This is a genomic window from Acinetobacter sp. CIP 53.82 (assembly GCF_000369465.1).
Taxonomy (GTDB): Bacteria; Pseudomonadota; Gammaproteobacteria; order Pseudomonadales; family Moraxellaceae; genus Acinetobacter; species Acinetobacter indicus.
Genome location: NZ_KB850046.1, coordinates 226,448 through 247,289, shown reverse-complemented (window position 1 = coordinate 247,289; position 20,842 = coordinate 226,448). Strand labels below are relative to the sequence as shown.

The following is a 20,842-nucleotide window of genomic DNA, read 5'->3' as shown; positions in this document are numbered from 1 at the left end:
TAGCTCGGTTTTTAGCGCCGTATCCAGTTTTCTCCCATCTGAAAGATTCGCTGCGCATTTTCTGTTTCCCGAGGTTCCTACATTGAGTTCACATCCTGTCATTCAAGAACTGTTTGATCGTCCTATTGAGCGAAAGCTGTGGGTGGCACCAATGGCAGGTGTCACGGATCGGCCGTTTAGAACGCTGTGCAAATATTTTGGCGCAGGCCATGCAGTCAGTGAAATGATGACCTCGGACAAGACTTTGCGCATGAGCAAAAAAAGTCTGTATCGGGCCAATTTTGATGGCGAAATCGCGCCGATTTCTGCACAAATTGCCGGCTCCGATCCGGCTGATCTGGCTGAAGCTGCGCGTTATCAGGTGGCCAATGGCGCACAGATTGTTGATATCAATATGGGCTGTCCTGCCAAAAAAGTATGTAACAAGCTGGCTGGTTCGGCGTTGTTGCAAGATGAAGATCTGGTCGCCCGGATTTTAGATGCAGTCGTAGAAGCAGTCGATGTGCCGGTGACCTTAAAAACCCGACTCGGTTTTTTAAACGGTCAGGAAAATATTCTGCGTGTGGCCAAGCGTGCGGAGCAGGCCGGTATTGCAGCGCTGGCCCTGCATGGTCGTACCCGCGAAGATATGTACCTGAACACGGCGCGTTATGAGTTAATCAAGCAGGTTAAGGCCGAGCTGAATATTCCCCTCATTGCCAATGGCGACATCGACAGTCCGGAAAAAGCTAAAATGGTGCTGGATTATACCGGTGCAGATGCGATTATGATTGGCCGTGCGGCACAAGGCCGTCCCTGGATTTTCCGTGAAATTGCCCATTATCTGACGACCGGTGAACATTTGACTGCACCGAGTATTGAAGAAGTCAAACAGGTATTGCTTGGGCATTTATCTGAACTTTATAGCTTTTATGGAGAATATTCAGGCTGCCGTATTTCACGTAAACATATTGCCTGGTACACCAAAGGACTGCGTTCTAGCAATGAATTCCGCCAGAATATGTACCGTGTGGAAAGCACGGCCGAGCAGTATCAGGTGGTGGAAAACTATTTTAATCAACTGTTAGAACATGGCAACATCATGAGTGATGTGCAGGTTGAACAGGTGAATCTGTTAGAAACCAAATAATTAAATATCTATCATAATTGTGGCGCATTAGAGCGCCATTTTTTATCCCCGATTTTATCCGTTTACAATCTCTACAGACCTGAACACAGGGCAACATACGCTCACTGAACACGGACAGGACTTGGACATTGCAGGGCTTGGCTTGCTCTATGCTAGGTAAGTCTTCACTTGGCAAGATGATATTCCAGTCTTGTTAATAACAATGATCCAAGGAGTTTCAACATGACCAATACTAATCGTCCTGTGACTGAATTTAGCCATAAGACCTCAACAGAATTACCACAAGAACGAAGCCAGGGTTTAAATGTCGACCCGACCGATGTCAACGCACGTCCTGATTTGGACACCAATCGTGTCCCGGATATGAATGAAGCAGGCGATCATCCTGTGGGTACTAGTGTCGGTGTATTAGGGGGTGCGGCAACCGGTGCGGCCGTCGGTGCTGCAGCTGGACCGGTCGGTGCCGTAGTAGGCGGTATTGCCGGTGGTGTAGTGGGTGGATTGGCCGGTAATGAAATTGCCGATGCGATTGATCCGACTGCAGAAGATGTATACTGGCGTGATCAGTACCAGAACCGTCCATATTATAATGAAACCCGCAGTGTCTATGCCGATGTCGACTATGATCGTGATTATCGCGGCGCCTATCGACTGGGCTATGAAAACCGTCCTTTATATGAACAAAATGTCGATTTTGACCGGGCCGAGCCAGAACTGCGCACCAAATGGGAACAGATGAAAGGCGATTCCCGTCTGAACTGGGAAGAAGCAAAATTTGCAGCCAAAGATGCCTGGCAACGTGTCACCCGTTAAAGCATTCAAGACACTATCAGGCCAATAAAAAACATCTCCGCGGAGATGTTTTTTGTTTATTGTTCGCGCTTAGTGACTGGTCATTTCCAGCACCAGTTGATTAATTAAATCACCGGCTTCCATGTCACGAATCAGACCGACATTGGCACCGGCCCAGAATGCACCAAATCCCTGTTCACCTTGCTGGCTAGCTGCGGCATGTAACTGCTTGCCAATATCATAAGTATACGGATAGGTCGGTACCGGCGGACGGTTTGGCGTATCCACCAGACGGTGCCACTGATTGACCAGACCACGTGCCGGACGGCCGGAAATTGAATCGGTAATTTGGGTACAGCTCTGGCTAAATAAAGCCTTGCGATACGCCTCATTGGCATTGGAAGATTTACATTGCACAAAGGCGGTCCCGAGCTGTACCGCGACTGCGCCAAGGTTCAGGACACGTTGTGCATGTTGACCATTCATAATTCCACCAGCCGCAACCACCGGAATCTGACAGTGCTGGGTCAGTAAAGTCACTAAATCTACCGTGCGGATACCGCCATCAATAGCGGCATTAAACAGGCCACGATGACCGCCAGCCTCTACGCCTTGGGCAATAATAATATCAATACCCGCCGCTTCAATGGCTTGTGCTTCGGCCAGATTGGTGGCAGAGACCATGGTGATAATCCCGGCCTGTTTTAGCGCCTGAATCTGATGGGCGTGCGGAATACCAAAATGAAAACTCACCGCCTGAGGACGGGTTTCCAGCACCAGATTCAGATAATCATCATTGCTTAAAAAACTAGGATACAGATTTTTGAGCTGGGTCGGCAGCGCTACGCCATAATGGACAAAATGCGGACTTAAATAATCCAGCCAGACCTGAGCAGCAGCTTCATCCAGCGGCTCGGGTTGATGACAGAAGAAATTGACCTGAAAAGGGCAGTCGGTCAGGTCCTGGGTTTTTAAAATCTGTTCTCGGGCAGACGCCACTGAACTGGCCCCTAAACCCAGTGAACCCAAGCCGCCCTGGTTGGAAACTTCGGCAGCCAGTTCAGGTGTCGAAACACCGGCCATCGGCGCTAAAAAAATAGGATGTTTAATGCCGAGCTGTTCCAATATAGACATGCGATTTCTCCTTATTCTTCCTACACTTTGCCCAAGCTGAACAAAATTAGCAAATCATAATCATTATTTATTTTTTAAATAATCTGCCGGTTTTTACACAGCAGTTACATTCGTTGCGACAAGCTGGGTCGTGCTAACGCATCGGCTTGCTAGGCGCAACATTTTCGCTTTTTTATAATCAGCTTATCTCCTGATTTCTGCTGAAACGCATGTCTGAACGTATCCGTGAAAAACTGCAAATTTTAGCCGATGCTGCCAAATATGATGTGTCCTGCTCATCGAGTGGCAGTCGGCGCAAAAATAAAGACCAAGGGCTGGGCAATACCGGTAATGGCATCTGTCACAGCTATACCGAAGATGGGCGCTGTGTTTCGCTGCTTAAAATCCTGTTCTCCAATGTTTGCATTTATGACTGTGCCTATTGCGTGTCGCGGCGTTCCAATGATGTGAAACGCGCAGCCTTTACCGTACAGGAAGTGGTCGATCTGACCATAAATTTTTACCGGCGCAATTATATTGAAGGGCTGTTTTTAAGTTCCGGTATTTTTAAATCGGCCGATTACACCATGGAACGAATGCTACAGGTGGTGAAAAAGCTGCGGCTGGAAGAAAACTTTAATGGATATATTCATTTAAAAACCATCCCGGGCGCATCTCAGGAAATTATTACCGAAGCCGGTTTATATGTTGACCGGATGAGTATTAATCTGGAAATGCCGACCGAAGCCGGACTACAGCAGTTTGCCCCGGAAAAAAGTCATGCCGAAGTGCAGAAGGATTTGGGTATTGTCCGCGATCGCCTGATTCAACTGAAAGATGAATCGAAAATCATCAAATCGGTACCGAAGTTTGTTCCGGCCGGACAAACCACGCAGATGGTAGTGGGTGCACATAATGAAACCGACCAAGACATTATTATGATGGCCGATCGGCACTACAAAGAATTCAAGCTAAAACGGGTTTATTTTTCTGGTTATATTCCAATTAATACACAGGAAAAGGCCTTGCCCGCTGTCGGTTCAGCGCCGCCGTTGCTGCGTGAAAACCGGCTCTATCAAAGTGATTGGTTAATGCGTTTTTATGGTTTTGCTGCGCATGAACTGGTGGATGATCAACATCCCAATTTAGACCTGGATGTCGACCCGAAATTGGGCTGGGCACTGCGTCATCCAGAGGCTTTTCCGGTAGATATCAACCGTGCCGACTACCAGTTGATTTTACGGGTGCCGGGTATAGGCGTGCGTTCGGCGCAGAAAATTGTGCAGGCGCGCCGGTTTGGGCACATTCATATAGATCAGCTAAAACGCATGGGCGTGGCCTATAACCGTGCCCAGCATTTTATTCGCTGTGCCGACAGCCCGAAATTTAAAAAAGAGCCGCCAGCGCAGCAGATTCGCCAGCAGATTTTACAGTCGGGGCAATCCAAATATCAGCAGCAGCTCTCGCCACAACTGGGCTTTGCTTTTTAATGGCCACCTACTGCTTTGATGGCACGCTCACCGGCTTGCTTTGCTGTGTGTTTCGGGCATTTCGCTTTCAAGAGTTTGATGTACACATTACCGCCAATCCGCAGTCCCAGCATGGCCTGTTTGATGAGTTTATTGTCGTGTCTTCACAGGATGTGCAGGGGCAGCGGGTCTGGCAGGGCTTGAAACAGAAAATCCAGCCCGGCAGCTTGCGTCAGTTTTATCTGTGCTTTTTGTCGGAGCAGGAACAGGCCTTTCAGCATCTGTTTGATTTTTGCATTTATGTTTTTCAACACGGCCATGCGGTGGATGGTAATTATGGCCATCCGGCGGTGTTGGGCATGGCACAGTGGGCCAAGCAGGTGGGCCGGGAAAAACATCGCATGGAAGCTTTTGTACGCTTTAAAAAATGTCAGGATGGTCTGTTCTTAAGTCTGGTGCGGCCAGATTTTAATGTATTACCGCTGATCGAGCGGCATTTTAAGGCGCGTTATCAGGATCAGCGCTGGCTGATTTATGACGAACAGCGTGATTACGGCATTTATTATGATCTGGATGATGTGCATCAGGTTCAGATGAATGCCCGGCAGCTGGATCTCCAGCTGGGCAGTGGCCACAGTCAGGCCTTTAGTATCGAGCTGGATGCTGAAGAATTTTTATATGACCAGCTGTGGAAAGATTATTTTCACAGCGTCAATATTCAGGCACGGCAGAACATGAAGCTGCATATTCAGTATGTACCGAAACGTTACTGGCGCTATATGAATGAAAAGTCGCTCTAACTTTCATCCCGGCCGGTTTCATCAGTATAATGCCCGGGTTGTATCGTGGAAAAGGTAAAAGCATGAAGGGGTATGTAGGGGCTGTTTTGCTCACAATAACAGGTTTGACAGCATGTGGACCACATGAGGCAGAGCAGGTACAGGTCCAGCCTGAACAGTACCAGGTGGCCAGTGCAGAGCAGCTACAGCAGCGCTTTAGTGCCTTAAACCGTCAACTGGAAGCCGATTTTCAGCAGTTTAAGCAGCTGGAAAGTATTGCCTTTGCCCAGCAGTTTCCTTTAGATGCCGATAATCTGATGACCTTGAACCAGCATCTGGTCAGCAGTACCGCCTTAAAGCCGACCAAAGCCGGCTATTGCGATATGATGAATGGCTATTTTGCCGAGATGTATCGTCTCGGACATTATAATCTGGAACTGCTTGATCAGATCCAGCTGCCCCAGGCTCAACAGGAAAATTTAAAGCAGAATTTTGCCAATGCCGACAATTTTTACGATTTTATTTTAAACCGCTATACCAGCTATCGTCAGGTGCAGCAAACCATGAATTATGGCTGTAACCTGAAAGCGGCTTTACAGTAAACACAGCCCTAAGGTAAAAAAACCGCCCGATTTGCTTGGCGGTTTTTTTATAAAGGTGTGACATGGAACAACGAGCCAATCCAGTGTGCGAATAGCATGGCCACCACGCCCCAGACCGTGACCCGCAAGCTGCCTCTGAGCATGGAGGTGCCGGCAAAATAGCTGGACAGGGCACCGAGTAAGGCCAGCGATAAGACACCTACAATCACAATGCTTCGGTCCAGATATTCCACCGGACTAAAGACAATGGTCAGTAAAGGCAACAGCGCCCCTAAAGAAAATGCAATCGCCGAGGATGCCGCCGCCTGTACCGCATTGGCGGCAGTATTTTCATGAATGCCGATTTCATCGCGGGCGTGGGCGGCTAGGGCATCTTTGGCGGTCAGCTGTACCGCCACTTCATGCGCTAGCTCAGGCGTCAGGCCGCGCAAGGTATAAATATGGGTCAGTTCTTTTAGTTCCAGATCGGGGTTTTTACGCAGTTCTCTGGATTCCATGTGCAGATCAGCCTGCTCGATATCTTCCTGGGATTTGACCGAAATATATTCGCCGGCAGCCATGGAACTAGCGCCTGAAATCAGGCCGGCAATACAGGTAATCAGCAGGGTCTGGCTGGAAGCACCACTGGCCGCCATCCCGATCACCAGACTGGTCACTGAGATAATCCCATCATTGGCCCCCAACACCGCAGCCCGTAACCAGCCCGTTCTTAAAATATAATGTTTTTCATGATGATGTGAATAACTCATAGCCCGCCTGATTTCTTATTGTATGCGGCTATCTTAACCCAGAGATGCAAAAAGCCCCAACTTTTGGGGCTTTTTTAACAGCGAGTCAGGAATTAACAGCCGGTCAGCTTTTCCGGTTGTGGGCGTTCTTCCGGGAAGAAGAATGGACGCAGTTTGACCCCAATGCCATTGCCAATAAAGGCAAATACCAGCCACAACCAGCCATGTAAACTGCCAGAGGCAATACCACTGAAATAGGCGCCAATATTACAGCCATAAGCCAGGCGTGCGCCATAACCTAACAGCAAACCGCCAACAATCGCTGCCATCAGCGAGCGTTTTGGAATATTAAAGTTCGGTGCGAATTTACCGGCCAGACTGGCTGCCAGCAGGGCGCCGAGCATAATCCCGAAGTTCATCATCGAGGTAATATCAAACCATAACGACTCTGTCAGTGCTTTGGCATTGGCTGGTTGCTGCCAGTAGCTCCAGGAGGCTACATCAACACCCACAAAACTGGCCGATTTGGCGGCCCAGACGGCCAGCGCAGAGGTTACGCCCCAAGGACGTCCAGCCAACGCAAGAGTAGCGAAGTTCAGCAGGGTCAGGATGATACCGCCCCACACCAACGGCCACGGGCCACGTAAGAAGCGTTTCCAGCCCTGATACTGTGCAGCCGGTTCAACCTCCAGACTGCCATGACGTTTCTTTTCATACCATACGGTAACCAAGGCAATCAGGGCAAACAGCACAAAGTTCAGCAATAACGCCGGCATCACACCTAAGCTGGTGACCAGTGAAATAGGTGCCAGATGCGGCAGGTTAAACCACCAGTCTAAATGCGTGGTGGCAATCAGTGAGCCTAAGCAGAAGAATACCAGTGTTACCAGCATGCGTGCGCTACCACCACCCACGGTATACAGCGTACCAGAAGCACAGCCGCCGCCGAGCTGCATGCCAATACCAAAAATAAAGGCACCAATCATCACCGACATTGACACTGGGCTAACAAAACCATTGACCGGATTGCCAAACAGTTCACCTGCACCTAAGGCTGGGAAAAACAGCAGTACTGCCAGACCAAGCATGATCATTTGTGCACGCAGACCGCGACCACGACCTTGCTTGATAAACACCCGCCAGCTTGAGGTAAAACCAAAAGAAGCATGGTACAGGGTCATCCCCAGTGCACCACCAATCAGGAATAATAGTGCCTGGTTAATGCCCACCACCTGATAGGCGCCAATACAGCCAATAAACAATAACACCAGCGCGACCCAGATCGAGCGATTCGACCGGTCGGCTTTTGCAGCAATAATAGACATAGACAATAACAGGGAGAGAAATCAGAATCCTGAGTATTTTAGTGGAAATTTAAACTTTTAACCTGATAGAAACAGTCATTTAAGCTATTTTTAATTTGAAATTTCTAATTTAAAATATTAGTAAAATGAATAGGGTCTGTTGACATTTCATAATGGTAGCCAAATAAAGATACAAGCTAAGGCAACAGAATTTTCATAGCTTTGCTTTAGCTTGTCATAGCGTGTGGCAATTCCTCTAAATTGCTTTAATCTAGCAAAAGCATTCTCAATTAAATGTCTGATTTTATAAAAATACCAATCCACATGATCATTATTTGAAAGTGTATTGGACTTCTTGGGAATATTAGCTTGAGTTCCCGTTTTTTCTATCTGTTCTCTCAAGGATTCAGAGTCATAACCATTATCGGCACAGAGAATTTCTGTCTCGTGCAGGTCTATATTGTTAACTAATTTCGGTGCCACTTTTACATCATGGGTCGTACCATCCTCTATCAAAAACTGAACAGGGTTCCCATGAGAATCAACTGCCAAATGAATTTTAGAACTATTTCCACCGATACTTTTTGAGATAGCCTGATCCTTGATTCCTGTAGCATGCTGATGAGCCCTCACATGGCTAGCATCAATAAATACCCACTCTAGATCAGCATCAGATGAAATTAACTTAAATATTTTTAATAACTTATTGTCTTTCGACCACCGGGAAAATTTCTTGAATATGGAGTTTGGCTTTCCGAAGGCAGCAGGTAAATCCCGCCACGGGCAGCCTGTACGGATTCTATAAAGAATAGCTTCAATAAAATTTCGAAGATTTTGTTTGAGATAAATACGAAAATTACGGAAAATGTTTTCTAACTTAGACCAGTGTTGATCAGTCAACATTGTACGAGGCATAGCGAGGAGTAGATTTGGTTTGGCGATTAAATTCTACTTTCTCGCTATTTTTTTTTGCACAGTAAATGTCAACAGACCCTAGTAAAATGAATAATAAAAAAGCTCCCGGAAGGGAGCTTTTAGTGAGGAAGTGAATTTTATTGCTGGGCTTCTTCACGTACGTTCGCAGCACCTTGTTCAACAGCACCGGCTGCGGTTGCAGTTGCATCTTTGGTGGCTTCCTTGGTTTCATCCCAAGCCTGACTGGTTGCCGCAGCGGCATTATCCGCGGCCTGATCTAACTCTGCAGCAGCTTCATCCGTTGCAGCATCCATTTCAGCTGAAGCTTCTTCAGCAGCACCGGAAATATCATGACCTGCCTGTTCAGCAGCATTTTCCAGATGCTCGCCAGTGGTTGCACCTGTTTCAGGCGCCTGATCACGGTTACAGCCCACTAAAGCAACGGTAGCAGCAAGACCTAAAGCAACAAGTAATTTATTCATTGTCATATTCCTTTTAATTCTATTCTCAAGGCAAATATCCACAACAGCAGTGAATATTCAAAAATATAAACCAGTTCCGATCTGGCAATAGATAACAAATTGTTGATTAAATGTAAGAAAATGAAATACAAAAAAAGCCTATAGCGTAGTGCACGCTATAGGCTTGTGGTGTTCTAGAGTTAATTCAGCAGAATTATTGCCCCGAACGGATGATGTAATCAAAGGCAGACAACGATGCTTTCGCGCCTTCACCTGTGGCAATAATAATCTGCTTGTACGGTACTGTAGTACAGTCACCGGCAGCAAATACACCTTTGACGTTGGTTTCGTTGCGGTCATTAATCACAATTTCACCACGGTTGCTCAGCTCAACTGCTGTTTCTTTCAAGAAATCGGTATTTGGTAACAAACCGATCTGTACAAAGATCCCCGCCAGTTCAACCGTATGCTCTTCATCCGTTGCACGGTCTTTGTATTTCAGCGCTGTCACTTGTGAACTATCACCGACCACTTCTGTCGAAAGCGCATTTTTAATCACTGTGGTATTTGGCAAGCTGTTTAGCTTGTCTTGCAATACCTGATCCGCACGTAACTTGGTATCAAACTCTACTAAGGTCACATGCTCAACAATACCCGCCAAGTCAATCGCCGCTTCTACACCCGAGTTACCCCCACCAATGACTGCAACACGTTTGCCTTTGAATAAAGGACCATCACAGTGTGGGCAATACGCCACACCACGGGTACGGTATTCTGCTTCACCTGGGACATTCATCTCTCTCCAGCGTGCACCGGTTGAAAGCACCACAGTTTTCGATTCCAGCTTGGCACCGTTTTCCAAGGTCACTTCAACTAAACCGTTGGCTGTTTCATCTGCACCTTTAATGTCAGATACACGTTGCAGGTTCATGATGTCGACGCCGTATTCACGTACGTGTGCTTCCATTTCGGCTGCGAATTTTGGACCTTGGGTTTTCTTGATTGAAGTGAAGTTCTCAATGTCCATGGTGTCCATCACCTGACCACCAAAACGTTCTGCCACGATACCGGTGTTAATGCCTTTACGTGCTGCATAAATCGCTGCAGTATTCCCGGCAGGTCCACCACCAATCACCAGTACATCGAACGCAGCTTTGGCATTTAACTTTTCAGCTTCTTTGGCTGCAGAGTTGGTGTCTAACTTGGCAATGATTTCTTCCAGTGTCATACGGCCCTGACCGATGTGGTTACCGTCCTGGAACACCATCGGTACCGCCATGATCTTACGTTCTTCCACTTCATCCTGGAAGAATGCACCATCAATCATGGTGGCAGTAGTACCCGGGTTGTAAATCGCAATCAGGTTCAATGCCTGCACCACATCTGGACAGTTGTGACAGCTTAACGATACGAATACATCGAAATCCGATTGGATACCCAAGTCTTTAATAGAAGCCAGCACTTCATCAGACACTTTTGGTGCATAACCTGAAGTTTGTAACAATGCCAGAATCAAAGAGGTGAACTCATGGCCCATTGGCAAACCTGCGAAGAATACACGCGGTTGCTCACCGGCTTTGGCGACACCAAAGCTTGGTGCACGTTTGTTGTTGCCATCGAAGCGTGCAGTCACCTGATCAGACAGGGCGGTAATTTCAGTTACCAGTTCTTTGATTTTGTCTGATTTGTCAGAGCTATCTAAAGTGGCCACTAATTCGATTGGACCTTCAAGGCGTTCTAACAAGGCTTTTAATTGGGCTGTAGTATTTTGATCTAACATTGCTAACGTCTCCAGAGGAGTAAAATGTATTTGATAAAGACATGATAGGAGAAAATATTTAATTGGTGAAACGGTTTGTTTTTATTAAAACAATCGGTTTTTTAAATCAAATAATAAAAATCATGTATTTATGCGGAAGTTGCACATAAAAATGTATGGCTTTATCTTCTAAGATGTGGCTTGTCACTGGAATTTTCAAGAATTGACAATAAGAAAATCAAAGATTTGCTATTTGTGACTAAAACTAGGCATTATCCTGAGCAATGGCATTTAAAATTACAAAGGTGAGTATCAAGATGAGTTTAAGCCGAGGCATTTATCAGCATTATAAAGGGCAGTTGTATCAGGTGTTGCATGTGGCCACGCACAGTGAAACCGAGGAAAAGCTGGTGGTCTACCAGTGTTTATATGGTGATTATTCCATTTGGGTTCGACCACTGAGCATGTTTACCGAATCGATCAGTCTGGAAGATGATCGTGAATTACCGCGTTTTAAACTGGTTCAGGAAATGATGTGAGAGGTGAAATTGCTGCACCTCAATTCAAGGTCGCAACGAGACCTTGTTAAAGTGTAAATCGTACTCCAGATATTTTTGCACAAAAGCAGCTTTATCATGACTGCGTAGCAGATTGTTATAGATAAATTCTGGCACAGGATGATAAAGCTCTGCCAACCCATTGTTATAAAATATTTTTAAGTAGCGTGTTGAGGTATTGTATTTGCAGAAGGTTACAGTCAGGACAGTTTCCATTAGCCATTCCTCCTTTATTGTGTTTGGAATCGTTATAGTTTGACCATATGCCAAATGCAGAGCCGGATGTATTACTGATTTGTAAGAATTTTCAACTTTATCCGCGAAAGTCGAGTGTTGTGTGCCAACCTTCCCGGTCAAAGCGCAGCGTATGGGGACAATCTGCACCACGGTTGCAGCAACACTAAACATTCACTGCAAAAAAACTACACTCAGAAAAATCAGAATCTTCTAAGCTTAGCGGCATCTCTGTAATAAAAACAATCGACTGAGCCATTCTCATGCAACTTTTTCAGTGCAGTTATTGTCAGCATCCGATTTATTTCGACAATACCCAGTGTACCGTGTGCCAGCATCATTTAGGTTTTGATGCGCAATATATGCATATGCTGGCGTTGCAACCGGGTCAGCGGGCAGGGGAATTTGTTGAAGCGGTCACGCAAAAGGCTTACCGTTTTTGCCAGAATCATCAGCATCAGGTCTGTAACTGGATTATTCCGTTTGACAGTCCGGAGCAGTTTTGTCCGGCCTGCCGTTTAAACCGGATTATCCCGGATTTAAACCAGCCGCAATATTACTGCCGCTGGCAAAAAATCGAGTTGGCCAAGCATCGCCTGGTCTATGCCTTGCTGCGCTGGAATTTGCCTTTACTGAGCAAGCTGGAAAGTCCTGAACGTGGGCTGGTGTTCGACTTTAAGGCCAATCCGAATGATGATCGTGCTCCCAAAGTCATGACCGGCCATGCCAGCGGGGTGATTACTTTAAATATTGCCGAAGCCGATGATGTCGAGCGGATGATGGCCAAGCAGAATATGGCCGAAGTGTACCGGACTTTGCTGGGGCATTTCCGGCATGAAATTGGCCATTATTATTGGGATGTTCTGGTGGCGAACAGTGATTATCTGGCACGCTTTCGGCAACTTTTTGGGGATGAGCGCGCCTGTTATCAGCAGGCGGTGAAGGACTATTATCAGCACGGCGCACCAAGCAATTGGATGGATGCCTATATTAGTGCCTATGCCACCATGCATCCGTGGGAAGACTGGGCGGAAAGCTGGGCGCATTATTTACATATTGTTGATGTGCTGGAAACGGCAACTTCTTTTGGCATGAGTATTCATCCGCAAATTGTGCATGAAGAGCAGCATTTTATGTACTTCAAGCAACGTGAAAATCCGTATTTTTTGACCGACTTTAACGAGATTTTTCAGGCCTGGTTGCCAGTGGCTTTTGCCATGAATAGTGTGAATCGGAGTATGGGGCAGGAAGATTTTTATCCCTTTGTGATTAGTCCGAAGGTGATGGAAAAATTACAACTGATTCATCAGGTGATCCATGGTTTGCCGCCAGTTTCGGACAATCCAATTCCTGTAGATGGTTAATGCTTGATCCATCATCAAACCCTCATCTATCATAAAATCATCCCACCTTATAAACGGCGGCATTGTCCTGTTTTATCGCCCTGTACCGTGTTACGTCCACCCACCGGTGGTGTCGCGTTATTTTCACATTCCAGATTGCCATCGACCTGATTACGGCTAATATTCAGCGTACCCCGATTGTTTTTGAGCTGGATATTGCCATTTACACGGTTATTGTGCAGCTGGGTCAGCTTGCCGCGTTCCAGTTGAATATTGCCTTCAATGCGGTTATTGGTCGCCACCAGCTGTGCAAAACGGCCTTTGGATTCCAGATTGCCATCAATATGGCTGTTTCGGAGAATGGCTTTGGCACCATCGGCCAGCATGACATTGCCATCGACCTGCACATTAATTAAGGTGCATTGCTTGCCAACGAAAATATTGTCGGAAATCGAACGATCTTTTAAGCTGCCGCTACACTGCACATCAGCCCAGGCCGGCAGGGACAGGGTGGTGAATAAGGCTGCAATTAATAGGGTTTTCATCGGTCTATCCATAGCGCATTTTTCAGTAGCTTAATCAACGCAGATGAAAATAAAAAGAATCTACAGCAGCTAAAATTGAGTAAAAATGTAAGCGCATCAATAAAAAAACCACGCGATCAAGCGTGGTTTTTTTCAATCAGTTTAATCTAATACAGATTAGATTTTACCAACTAGGTCGATTGAAGGAGCAAGTGTTGCGTCGCCTTCTTTCCATTTTGCTGGGCAAACTTCACCTGGGTGAGCGTGAACGTATTGAGCAGCTTTTACTTTGCGAAGAAGTTCTTGCGCGTCACGGCCGATACCACCCGCGTTGATTTCGATGATCTGGATTTTGCCTTCTGGATCGATGACGAAAGTACCACGATCAGCAAGACCGTCAGCTTCAATTAATACTTCGAAGTTTTTAGACAGTGTCCAAGTTGGGTCGCCAACCATTACGTATTGGATTTTTTTGATTTCTTCTGAAGAATCGTGCCAAGCTTTGTGCGTGAAGTGAGTGTCAGTAGAAACTGCATAGATTTCAACGCCTAATTTTTGGAATTCAGCGTAGTTGTCAGCAAGGTCACCAAGCTCAGTTGGGCAAACGAAAGTGAAGTCAGCTGGGTAGAAGAATACAACTGACCATTTGCCTTTAAGATCAGCTTCAGTTACTTCAACGAATTGACCGTTGTGGTAGGCATTTGCTTTAAATGGTTTAACTTCAGTATTAATTAAGCTCATCATTGTCTCCATGATTGAGGTTTGTTTTGAATTTCAATTAGATTATAGAAATTTGCTTTATTGCTGAAATGGTATTTTTACATTACCACCATCGGAAAAACCGAATTGATGATTGTTTAAGCCATATTCAGGCGGTGTGTATTATTATGTAGCCGAAAAATATGATGACCACATGACAATTAAAAAGTACACCTTTTTCATTCCTCATCAAACATGATGTCAAGCTCGGTAAAATTCAAGGGTAAAGCAAAAATATTTTTTATTTTTAGGCAGACTGCTTGGAAATGTTCGTCATCGTCACAATCTAGAAGCCACCGTACTCAGTTTGCGGACAGCGGATTCGCTGCAAAAGCAGACAGGCTGGAGGGTCTGTTCGTTCATTTCATGGGCGGATTCTTCCGCTGGCTGTCATTACAGCGTAAAATAGCCGATTGATATTTTTTTATTTAAATTAGGAATCTTGTTCTGTGCAGAGTCATTTAAATGTAGATCAACTCGTTATGGCGCGTGACCGTCATCCTTTAAATCGACTGCGTAAAGGAAAAGATGCAAATGAAAAACAATATTCTGAGCTATTTGAAAAATCCAATCTGAAAGTTCGGGAACGCCTGGGCCGTATTCCAAACATCAAACTGAATCAGGATTTGCCGGTCACCCAATACGCCGACAAGCTGGTTGAGGCAATTCAAAAACATCAGGTGATTATTGTGGCGGGGGAAACCGGTTCGGGGAAAACTACCCAGTTGCCGCAAATTGCCATGCTGGCCGGGCGCGGTTTAACCGGTCTGATTGGTCATACCCAGCCGCGTCGTCTGGCCGCGCGCAGTGTCTCGCAGCGGATTGCCGAAGAAGTCGGTGAAAAACTTGGTGAATCCATTTCCTTTAAAGTCCGTTTTAATGAACAGGGCTCGCAGGATTCGCTTGTCCGCTTAATGACCGATGGTATTTTATTGGCAGAGCTGGCCAATGACCGTTACTTAAGCAAATACGACACCATTATTATTGATGAAGCGCATGAACGTTCCCTGAATATTGACTTCATCATGGGTTATTTAAAGCAGCTGTTGCCACGGCGTAAAGATCTCAAAGTGATCATTACCTCAGCGACCTTGGACGTAAACCGTTTCAGCAATTACTTTAATGGCGCGCCGATTTTTGAAGTTGAAGGGCGCAGCTATCCGGTCGAAGTGCGTTACCGTCCCATTTCCGAACTGAGCATTGGCGGCAGTGATGATGATGAGTTTGATGACTTTGAAGAAAACCTGCCGCGTGCGGTAGTGCAGGCGGTGGAAGAATGCTTTGCCGATGCACAGGAAAAAGGTCATCCTGAACATGCCGATATTCTGGTGTTTGCCAGCACCGAGCAGGAAATTCGTGAATTACAGGAAACCTTGATCAAGCATGGCCCGCGCCATACGGAAGTGTTGCCGCTATATGCACGTCTGGCCCTGGCCGAGCAGCAGAAAATCTTTAATCCATCGGGCGGTGGCCGACGGATTATTATTGCTACCAACGTCGCGGAAACGGCGTTAACTGTACCGAATATCCGCTATGTGATTGACAGTGGTTTTGCCCGGATTTCACGTTATAACTATCGTTCACGTGTACAGCGTTTGCCCATTGAAGCAGTTTCGCAAGCCGCAGCCAATCAGCGTAAAGGTCGTTGTGGCCGTATTGCACCGGGTGTCTGTATCCGTCTGTATTCGGAAGAAGATTTCTTAAGCCGTCCGGAATTTACCGAACCGGAAATTAAACGCACCAACTTAGCTTCGGTGATTTTGCAGATGCAAAGTCTGGGCCTCGGTTCGCTGGAAGATTTTGATTTTATCGAGCCCCCAGATCATCGACTGGTCAATGATGGTCGCAAGCTTTTGATTGAGCTTGGCGCAATGACGGAGAAGAAAGCGAATCCGTCTAAAGCGACTGACGAAAATAATAATCTCCCTCTGTCTAAAAGAGGGGTTGGGGGAGATTCCTTAACCAAAATTGGCCAGCAAATGGCAAAAATGCCGATTGATCCACGTCTGGCACGAATGATTCTGGGCGGGGCACATTTTGGTGCCTTAAATGAAATTCTGGTAATTGTGGCGGCACTGGCGGTGCAGGACCCACGGGAACGCCCGGCCGACAAACAGATGCAGGCCGATCAAAAACATGCCTTGTTCCGTGAAGCCGATTCCGATTTCCTGTTTTATCTCAAACTCTGGGATGCCTTGCTGGCCAATCGTGACTTGAGTGAAAACAAGCGCCGAAGCTTTGCCCGTAACCATTTCCTGAGCTGGTTACGTTTACGTGAATGGAAGAAAACCCATGAGCAGCTGGTCGATCTGGCACAGGGGTTAAAACTGTCTTTCAATGAAAAGAAAGCCAGTTATGAAAATCTGCACCGGGCTTTATTAACCGGACTGTTATCGTTTATTGCCAATAAAACCGATGAACGTAATGTGTTTATGGCGGTGCGTCAGCAAAAAGCGCGGGTTTTCCCAGCCTCAACCTTGCATAAGACCAATACCCCGTGGGTGATGGCCTTTGAGATGGTGGAAACCTCACAGGTGTATTTGCGAACCCTGGCCAAAATTGAGCCGGAGTGGATTCTTCTGGCGGCGCGTGATCTGTTAAAACATCATTATTTTGAACCGCACTGGTCGAAAAAAGCCGGAGTGGTCAATGCCTATGATCAGATTTCACTGTTTGGTTTAATCATTGAACCGAAACGTCAGGTGAATTATGAAAAGGTCGATCAGCCGGCGGCGCATGAGATTTTCCTGCGCGATGCCTTGACTACCGGTAACTTGGGAATTATGCCGCCGTTCTTAAAGCATAATTTACTCAAACTGGAAGAAGTGGAGCGGGTCGAAGACAAGCTGCGCCGCCGCGATCTGGTGGTAGATGAAGAAACCATCTATCAGTTCTATGCCGCAAAAGTGCCGACAGATGTGGCCAGCCGCCGTTCTTTTGAAGACTGGCGCGCGACCGTCGAGCCGAAAGAGCCACGTTATTTATTTGTTGATGATGATGCCTTGTGGCTGAATGATCGCCCGACCACGCAGCAATTCCCGGATTATCTGCGTAATGGCGAATTGCGTCTGGCGGCTAGCTACCGTTTTGATCCGAGCCATGATGAAGATGGCGCAACGGTAAAAATTCCGGTTCAGGCCCTGCCACAGGTCGATGAAAACATCTGGTCCTGGGGGATTCCGGGCTGGCGTGAAGAGCTGATTGAAGCGCTACTTAAAGCCTTACCGAAAGATAAACGCCGTAACCTGGTGCCAATTCCGGATACTGCGCGCAAACTGACTGCGCGAATTGATGCGACACATCTGCGTGAGCATATTTTCAGCTTCCTAGCTTTTCAGCTGCGCGGCGATCAGATCACTGAAAAAGACTTTAGCTTTGAACGGATCGATCAGTATCTGCTGCCGTTTATTAAAGTGATTGATGAAAAAGGCCGAGTCATCGAACAGGGCCGTGACCTGAGCGAGTTGAAAGCCCGCTGCCGCACCGAAACCCATAGTCCGGTGAAACAGCTGAAAGGTGAATTTAAAACCTTCCCTGACAACTTTGTGTTTGAAGCCTCGCAAAAAGTCACTGGCGTGGTGGTCAAGCAGTATCAGGCGCTGGTACCGACCAAAGACTTTGCTGCGCTGGAACAGAAAGATGAATCTGGTGTGGTGATTCAAACCTTTAATGATCAGGCAGAGGCAATTAAACAGCATCGGGCCGGCGTGATTCGCCTGATTCATATGCAGCTGGGTGATTTAATCCGCCAGCTGAAAAAACAGATTTCTAAACCGCTGGCGCTGGCTTATTCTCCGTTGGGCGATAAAGCACAGCTGGAACAGATGCTGGTCTATGCCACCTTGCAGATGTCAATTGATGACTTGCCAGTCAACGCTGAACAGTTCCAAACGCTGCTACTTGAGGTAAAAAAATCATTCCTCAGTCATGGACAGAAAGCGCTGTTCAGCTTTAATGAGATTTATATTCAATGGCAGGATATCCGCCGTAAACTGCTGATGCTGGATGAGTCGGTCTTTGCCAAAAATATGGATGATATTGAAGATCAGCTGGACCTCATGAACCTGGCCGATTTCGTGTATAACAAGCCAGCAGACGTCTGGAGCGAATATCCACGTTATCTGAAAGCGCTGGTGCTGCGTTTGGAACGTTTGCCGAATAACCTGCAACGTGATGATGCCGCCATTGTGCAGATTGACCCGTGGATGGACAAACTGTTCAAGTTTAAAAATGACAGCCGCTTGAAAGAATTGTACTTTATGGTGGAAGAATTGCGCATCTCGTTATTCTCGCAGCCAATGAAGACCAAGATGCCAATTTCGCCAAACCGGCTACAAAAAGTATGGGAAAAGCTGGGAATCGGTTAAGATAGAGAGAATTTCAAAAAGGAGTTTTACATGGGCATTCGCATTACCGGTACGGGCTTATTCCATCCTGAAGATGTCATTACCAATGAAGAGTTAGTTGAAAGTTTAAATGCTTATGTGGAACAGTATAACTCGGCCAATGCTGACAAAATTGCAGCGGGCGAGTTAGAAGCACGCCGTGGCTCAAGTGCAGAATTTATTGAAAAAGCCTCTGGCGTGAAACGTCGCTACGTGTCAGAGAAAACCGGTCTGCTTGATCCAAACCGTTTACGTCCACATTTAAAAGAACGCGCTGATGATGAAATCTCGCTTCAGGCCGAGTGGGGCGTAATTGCAGCCAAACAGGCAATGGAAAATGCCGGTGTCGCGGCTGAAGACATTGATGTGGTGATTCTGGCCTGCTCGAATATGCAGCGTGCCTATCCGGCGGTGGCCATTGAAATTCAGACTGCACTCGGGATTCAGGGCTATGCCTATGACATGAACGTGGCCTGTTCAGCAGCAACCTTTGGTTTAAAACAGGCGTATGATGCCATTAAAAGCGGTGCGCGCCGTGTCTTGCTGGTGAATGTCGAAATTACATCGGCACACAATGATTTCCGTTCGCGTGACAGCCACTTTATTTTTGGCGATGTTGCCACTGCGTCAATTATTGAAGACACCGACAGCAAAACCGGTTTTGAAATTGTGGACACTCAGTTATTTACCCAGTTCTCGAACAACATCCGTAACAACTTCGGTTTCCTGAATCTGTCTGAAAATGCCGATATTGATGACAAGCGTTTCCGTCAGGACGGCCGTAAAGTCTTTAAAGAAGTGTGTCCACTGGTTGCGAAAATGATTACCGCGCAGCTGGAGAAAAATGCGATTGCACCAGCCGATGTAAAACGTTTCTGGTTGCATCAGGCCAATGCCAGCATGAACGAACTGATTCTGAAACTGGTGGTTGGTAAAGCGGCTGCGGAAGCAGATCCGGCGTTGGTGCCAATTATTCTTGATGAGTTTGCCAATACTTCATCTGCCGGGGTCATCATTGCCTTGCATCGTACTGCGCATGAAGTGAATGATGGCGAATATGGCGTGTTATGTTCATTTGGTGCCGGCTACTCGGTGGGCTGTATCCTGGTACAAAAACACGTGGTTTAAGGGGCAGAGATTGCAGGTCCAGCATGATGCAAAATGGATCAAGACGCTGAGCGCCTTATCTAAACGCTATTTCACGCCGACCTTTTTAGGCAGTGAATATATTGATGCATCCCGACCTGCCATGTATGTGGGCAATCATTCCCTTTACGGGATTTTTGATGCCCCCGTTATTATTGATTATCTGTTCAATGAACATCAGGTGGCTGTGGTTAGTATTGCCGACCACAGCCATTTTTATTTGCCAATCTGGCGCGATATTGTCAAAAAGTTCGGCGCAGTCGATGGCCAGCGTGAATATGTGCGTGCCTTGATGCAGCAGGGCTATTCGATTCTGGTCTTTCCGGGTGGCGGACGTGAAGTGCTGAAACATCCGGGTGAGCAGTATCAATTGATCTGGAAACAGCGCTACGGCTTTTTACAGTTGGCACAGGAATTTCAGTACGACATTATTCCTTTTGCTGCCTTTGGCCCTGATGATATTTTCGAGTTTGGTTTTGATACCAGAACCGTGGTGCAGCATCGTCTGTTTCAGAAACTGCTCAAAGTCCCTCAACTGGATAAATTATTACGTCATGGCGATGTGATTCCATCATTACCGAAACACCTGATTCCCAAGCGGGTACCTTTTTATTTTCAGTTTTTGCCACCGGTAGAGGTCGGGCAGAGATTAGGTTCTGAAGATTTGACCACGCTGCGAGAGGAAATCGCTCAGCAAATTTACCAGAGCTTAGCGCAGCTAAAAGCCCGTTCAACTGGGCACTCATCCTCATAATAGCCGGGTTGTGCCTGAGTTTAAGCCCGCATAAGTGATTTTTGATAAAAATAACGAGAAAACTTTATGAAAAATAATGCTTAGGTTAA

General features: G+C 46.6%; 19 protein-coding genes. 10 read left to right on the top strand and 9 right to left on the bottom strand.

Translation table 11 applies throughout. The features are described 5' to 3' along the window. The first annotated feature begins 109 nt into the window (after positions 1–109). Entirely contained in the window at positions 110–1,129 is a 1,020-nt protein-coding gene (gene dusB / locus F905_RS06795; protein ID WP_265596405.1) for a tRNA dihydrouridine synthase DusB, read from the top strand. A 222-nt stretch (positions 1,130–1,351) separates the two neighbouring features. Next, a complete protein-coding gene (locus tag F905_RS06790; protein WP_005178874.1) occupies positions 1,352–1,942 on the top strand; it encodes a hypothetical protein in 591 nt (196 codons plus the stop codon). A gap of 69 nt (positions 1,943–2,011) precedes the next feature. Here F905_RS06790 and F905_RS06785 read toward each other — a convergent pair whose 3' ends face one another. Beyond that, on the bottom strand, positions 2,012–3,055 hold the full coding sequence (locus F905_RS06785; RefSeq protein WP_005178872.1) for an NAD(P)H-dependent flavin oxidoreductase: 1,044 nt from the start codon (positions 3,053–3,055) through the stop codon (positions 2,012–2,014). A 209-nt stretch (positions 3,056–3,264) separates the two neighbouring features. On the opposite strand from F905_RS06785, the gene F905_RS06780 reads away from it, so the two are divergent. The 3 genes from F905_RS06780 (at position 3,265) to F905_RS06770 (ending at position 5,884) form a co-directional block, all read left to right on the top strand. Then, positions 3,265–4,524, top strand: a complete 1,260-nt coding sequence (locus tag F905_RS06780; RefSeq protein ID WP_005178869.1) for a putative DNA modification/repair radical SAM protein — start codon at positions 3,265–3,267, stop codon at positions 4,522–4,524. Continuing rightward, positions 4,524–5,303 (top strand): TIGR03915 family putative DNA repair protein, encoded by a 780-nt coding sequence (locus F905_RS06775; protein ID WP_005178860.1) that lies wholly within the window; start codon positions 4,524–4,526, stop codon positions 5,301–5,303. The genes F905_RS06780 and F905_RS06775 overlap by 1 nt, the downstream gene beginning before the upstream one ends. A 62-nt stretch (positions 5,304–5,365) precedes the next feature. Then, positions 5,366–5,884 (top strand): hypothetical protein, encoded by a 519-nt coding sequence (locus tag F905_RS06770; RefSeq protein WP_005178855.1) that lies wholly within the window; start codon positions 5,366–5,368, stop codon positions 5,882–5,884. A gap of 47 nt (positions 5,885–5,931) precedes the next feature. Here F905_RS06770 and F905_RS06765 read toward each other — a convergent pair whose 3' ends face one another. From F905_RS06765 to ahpF, 5 genes are all read right to left on the bottom strand, one after another. Beyond that, the gene (locus F905_RS06765) at positions 5,932–6,633 is read right to left on the bottom strand and encodes a VIT1/CCC1 transporter family protein (RefSeq protein ID WP_005178853.1); all 702 of its coding nucleotides are present in this window, start codon (positions 6,631–6,633) and stop codon (positions 5,932–5,934) included. A 92-nt stretch (positions 6,634–6,725) separates the two neighbouring features. Then, positions 6,726–7,937, bottom strand: a complete 1,212-nt coding sequence (locus F905_RS06760; protein ID WP_005178851.1) for a YeeE/YedE family protein — start codon at positions 7,935–7,937, stop codon at positions 6,726–6,728. Between the two features lie 147 nt (positions 7,938–8,084). Continuing rightward, positions 8,085–8,831, bottom strand: coding sequence for an IS5 family transposase (locus F905_RS06755; RefSeq protein ID WP_005178848.1), 747 nt, complete (start codon positions 8,829–8,831; stop codon positions 8,085–8,087). Between the two features lie 137 nt (positions 8,832–8,968). After that, positions 8,969–9,313, bottom strand: a complete 345-nt coding sequence (locus tag F905_RS06750; protein ID WP_005178845.1) for a hypothetical protein — start codon at positions 9,311–9,313, stop codon at positions 8,969–8,971. Positions 9,314–9,506: 193 nt separating this feature from the next. After that, a complete protein-coding gene (gene ahpF, locus F905_RS06745) occupies positions 9,507–11,072 on the bottom strand; it encodes an alkyl hydroperoxide reductase subunit F (RefSeq protein WP_005178843.1) in 1,566 nt (521 codons plus the stop codon). 296 nt (positions 11,073–11,368) lie between these two features. Between ahpF and F905_RS06740 the strand changes: the two genes are divergently transcribed. Then, entirely contained in the window at positions 11,369–11,590 is a 222-nt protein-coding gene (locus tag F905_RS06740) for a DUF1653 domain-containing protein (RefSeq protein ID WP_005178842.1), read from the top strand. 24 nt (positions 11,591–11,614) lie between these two features. Here the strand turns inward: F905_RS06740 and F905_RS06735 are convergent, their stop codons facing one another. After that, the gene (locus F905_RS06735; RefSeq protein WP_005178841.1) at positions 11,615–11,824 is read right to left on the bottom strand and encodes a KTSC domain-containing protein; all 210 of its coding nucleotides are present in this window, start codon (positions 11,822–11,824) and stop codon (positions 11,615–11,617) included. A 281-nt stretch (positions 11,825–12,105) separates the two neighbouring features. On the opposite strand from F905_RS06735, the gene F905_RS06730 reads away from it, so the two are divergent. Next, positions 12,106–13,206, top strand: coding sequence for a zinc-binding metallopeptidase family protein (locus F905_RS06730; RefSeq protein WP_005178839.1), 1,101 nt, complete (start codon positions 12,106–12,108; stop codon positions 13,204–13,206). A gap of 47 nt (positions 13,207–13,253) precedes the next feature. On the opposite strand, the gene F905_RS06725 is transcribed toward F905_RS06730, so the two are convergent. Further along, positions 13,254–13,730, bottom strand: coding sequence for a hypothetical protein (locus F905_RS06725; protein WP_005178836.1), 477 nt, complete (start codon positions 13,728–13,730; stop codon positions 13,254–13,256). A 156-nt stretch (positions 13,731–13,886) separates the two neighbouring features. After that, the gene (gene ahpC, locus F905_RS06720; protein ID WP_005178834.1) at positions 13,887–14,450 is read right to left on the bottom strand and encodes an alkyl hydroperoxide reductase subunit C; all 564 of its coding nucleotides are present in this window, start codon (positions 14,448–14,450) and stop codon (positions 13,887–13,889) included. Between the two features lie 467 nt (positions 14,451–14,917). On the opposite strand from ahpC, the gene hrpA reads away from it, so the two are divergent. The 3 genes from hrpA to F905_RS06705 are packed head-to-tail and all read left to right on the top strand — an operon-like array spanning position 14,918 to position 20,753. Beyond that, the gene (gene hrpA / locus F905_RS06715; protein ID WP_005178832.1) at positions 14,918–18,835 is read left to right on the top strand and encodes an ATP-dependent RNA helicase HrpA; all 3,918 of its coding nucleotides are present in this window, start codon (positions 14,918–14,920) and stop codon (positions 18,833–18,835) included. A gap of 30 nt (positions 18,836–18,865) precedes the next feature. Next, complete coding sequence (locus F905_RS06710; RefSeq protein WP_005178828.1) at positions 18,866–19,981, top strand: beta-ketoacyl-ACP synthase III; 1,116 nt, start codon at positions 18,866–18,868, stop codon at positions 19,979–19,981. A gap of 10 nt (positions 19,982–19,991) precedes the next feature. Further along, positions 19,992–20,753, top strand: a complete 762-nt coding sequence (locus F905_RS06705; protein ID WP_005178826.1) for a lysophospholipid acyltransferase family protein — start codon at positions 19,992–19,994, stop codon at positions 20,751–20,753. Positions 20,754–20,842 lie beyond the last annotated feature (89 nt).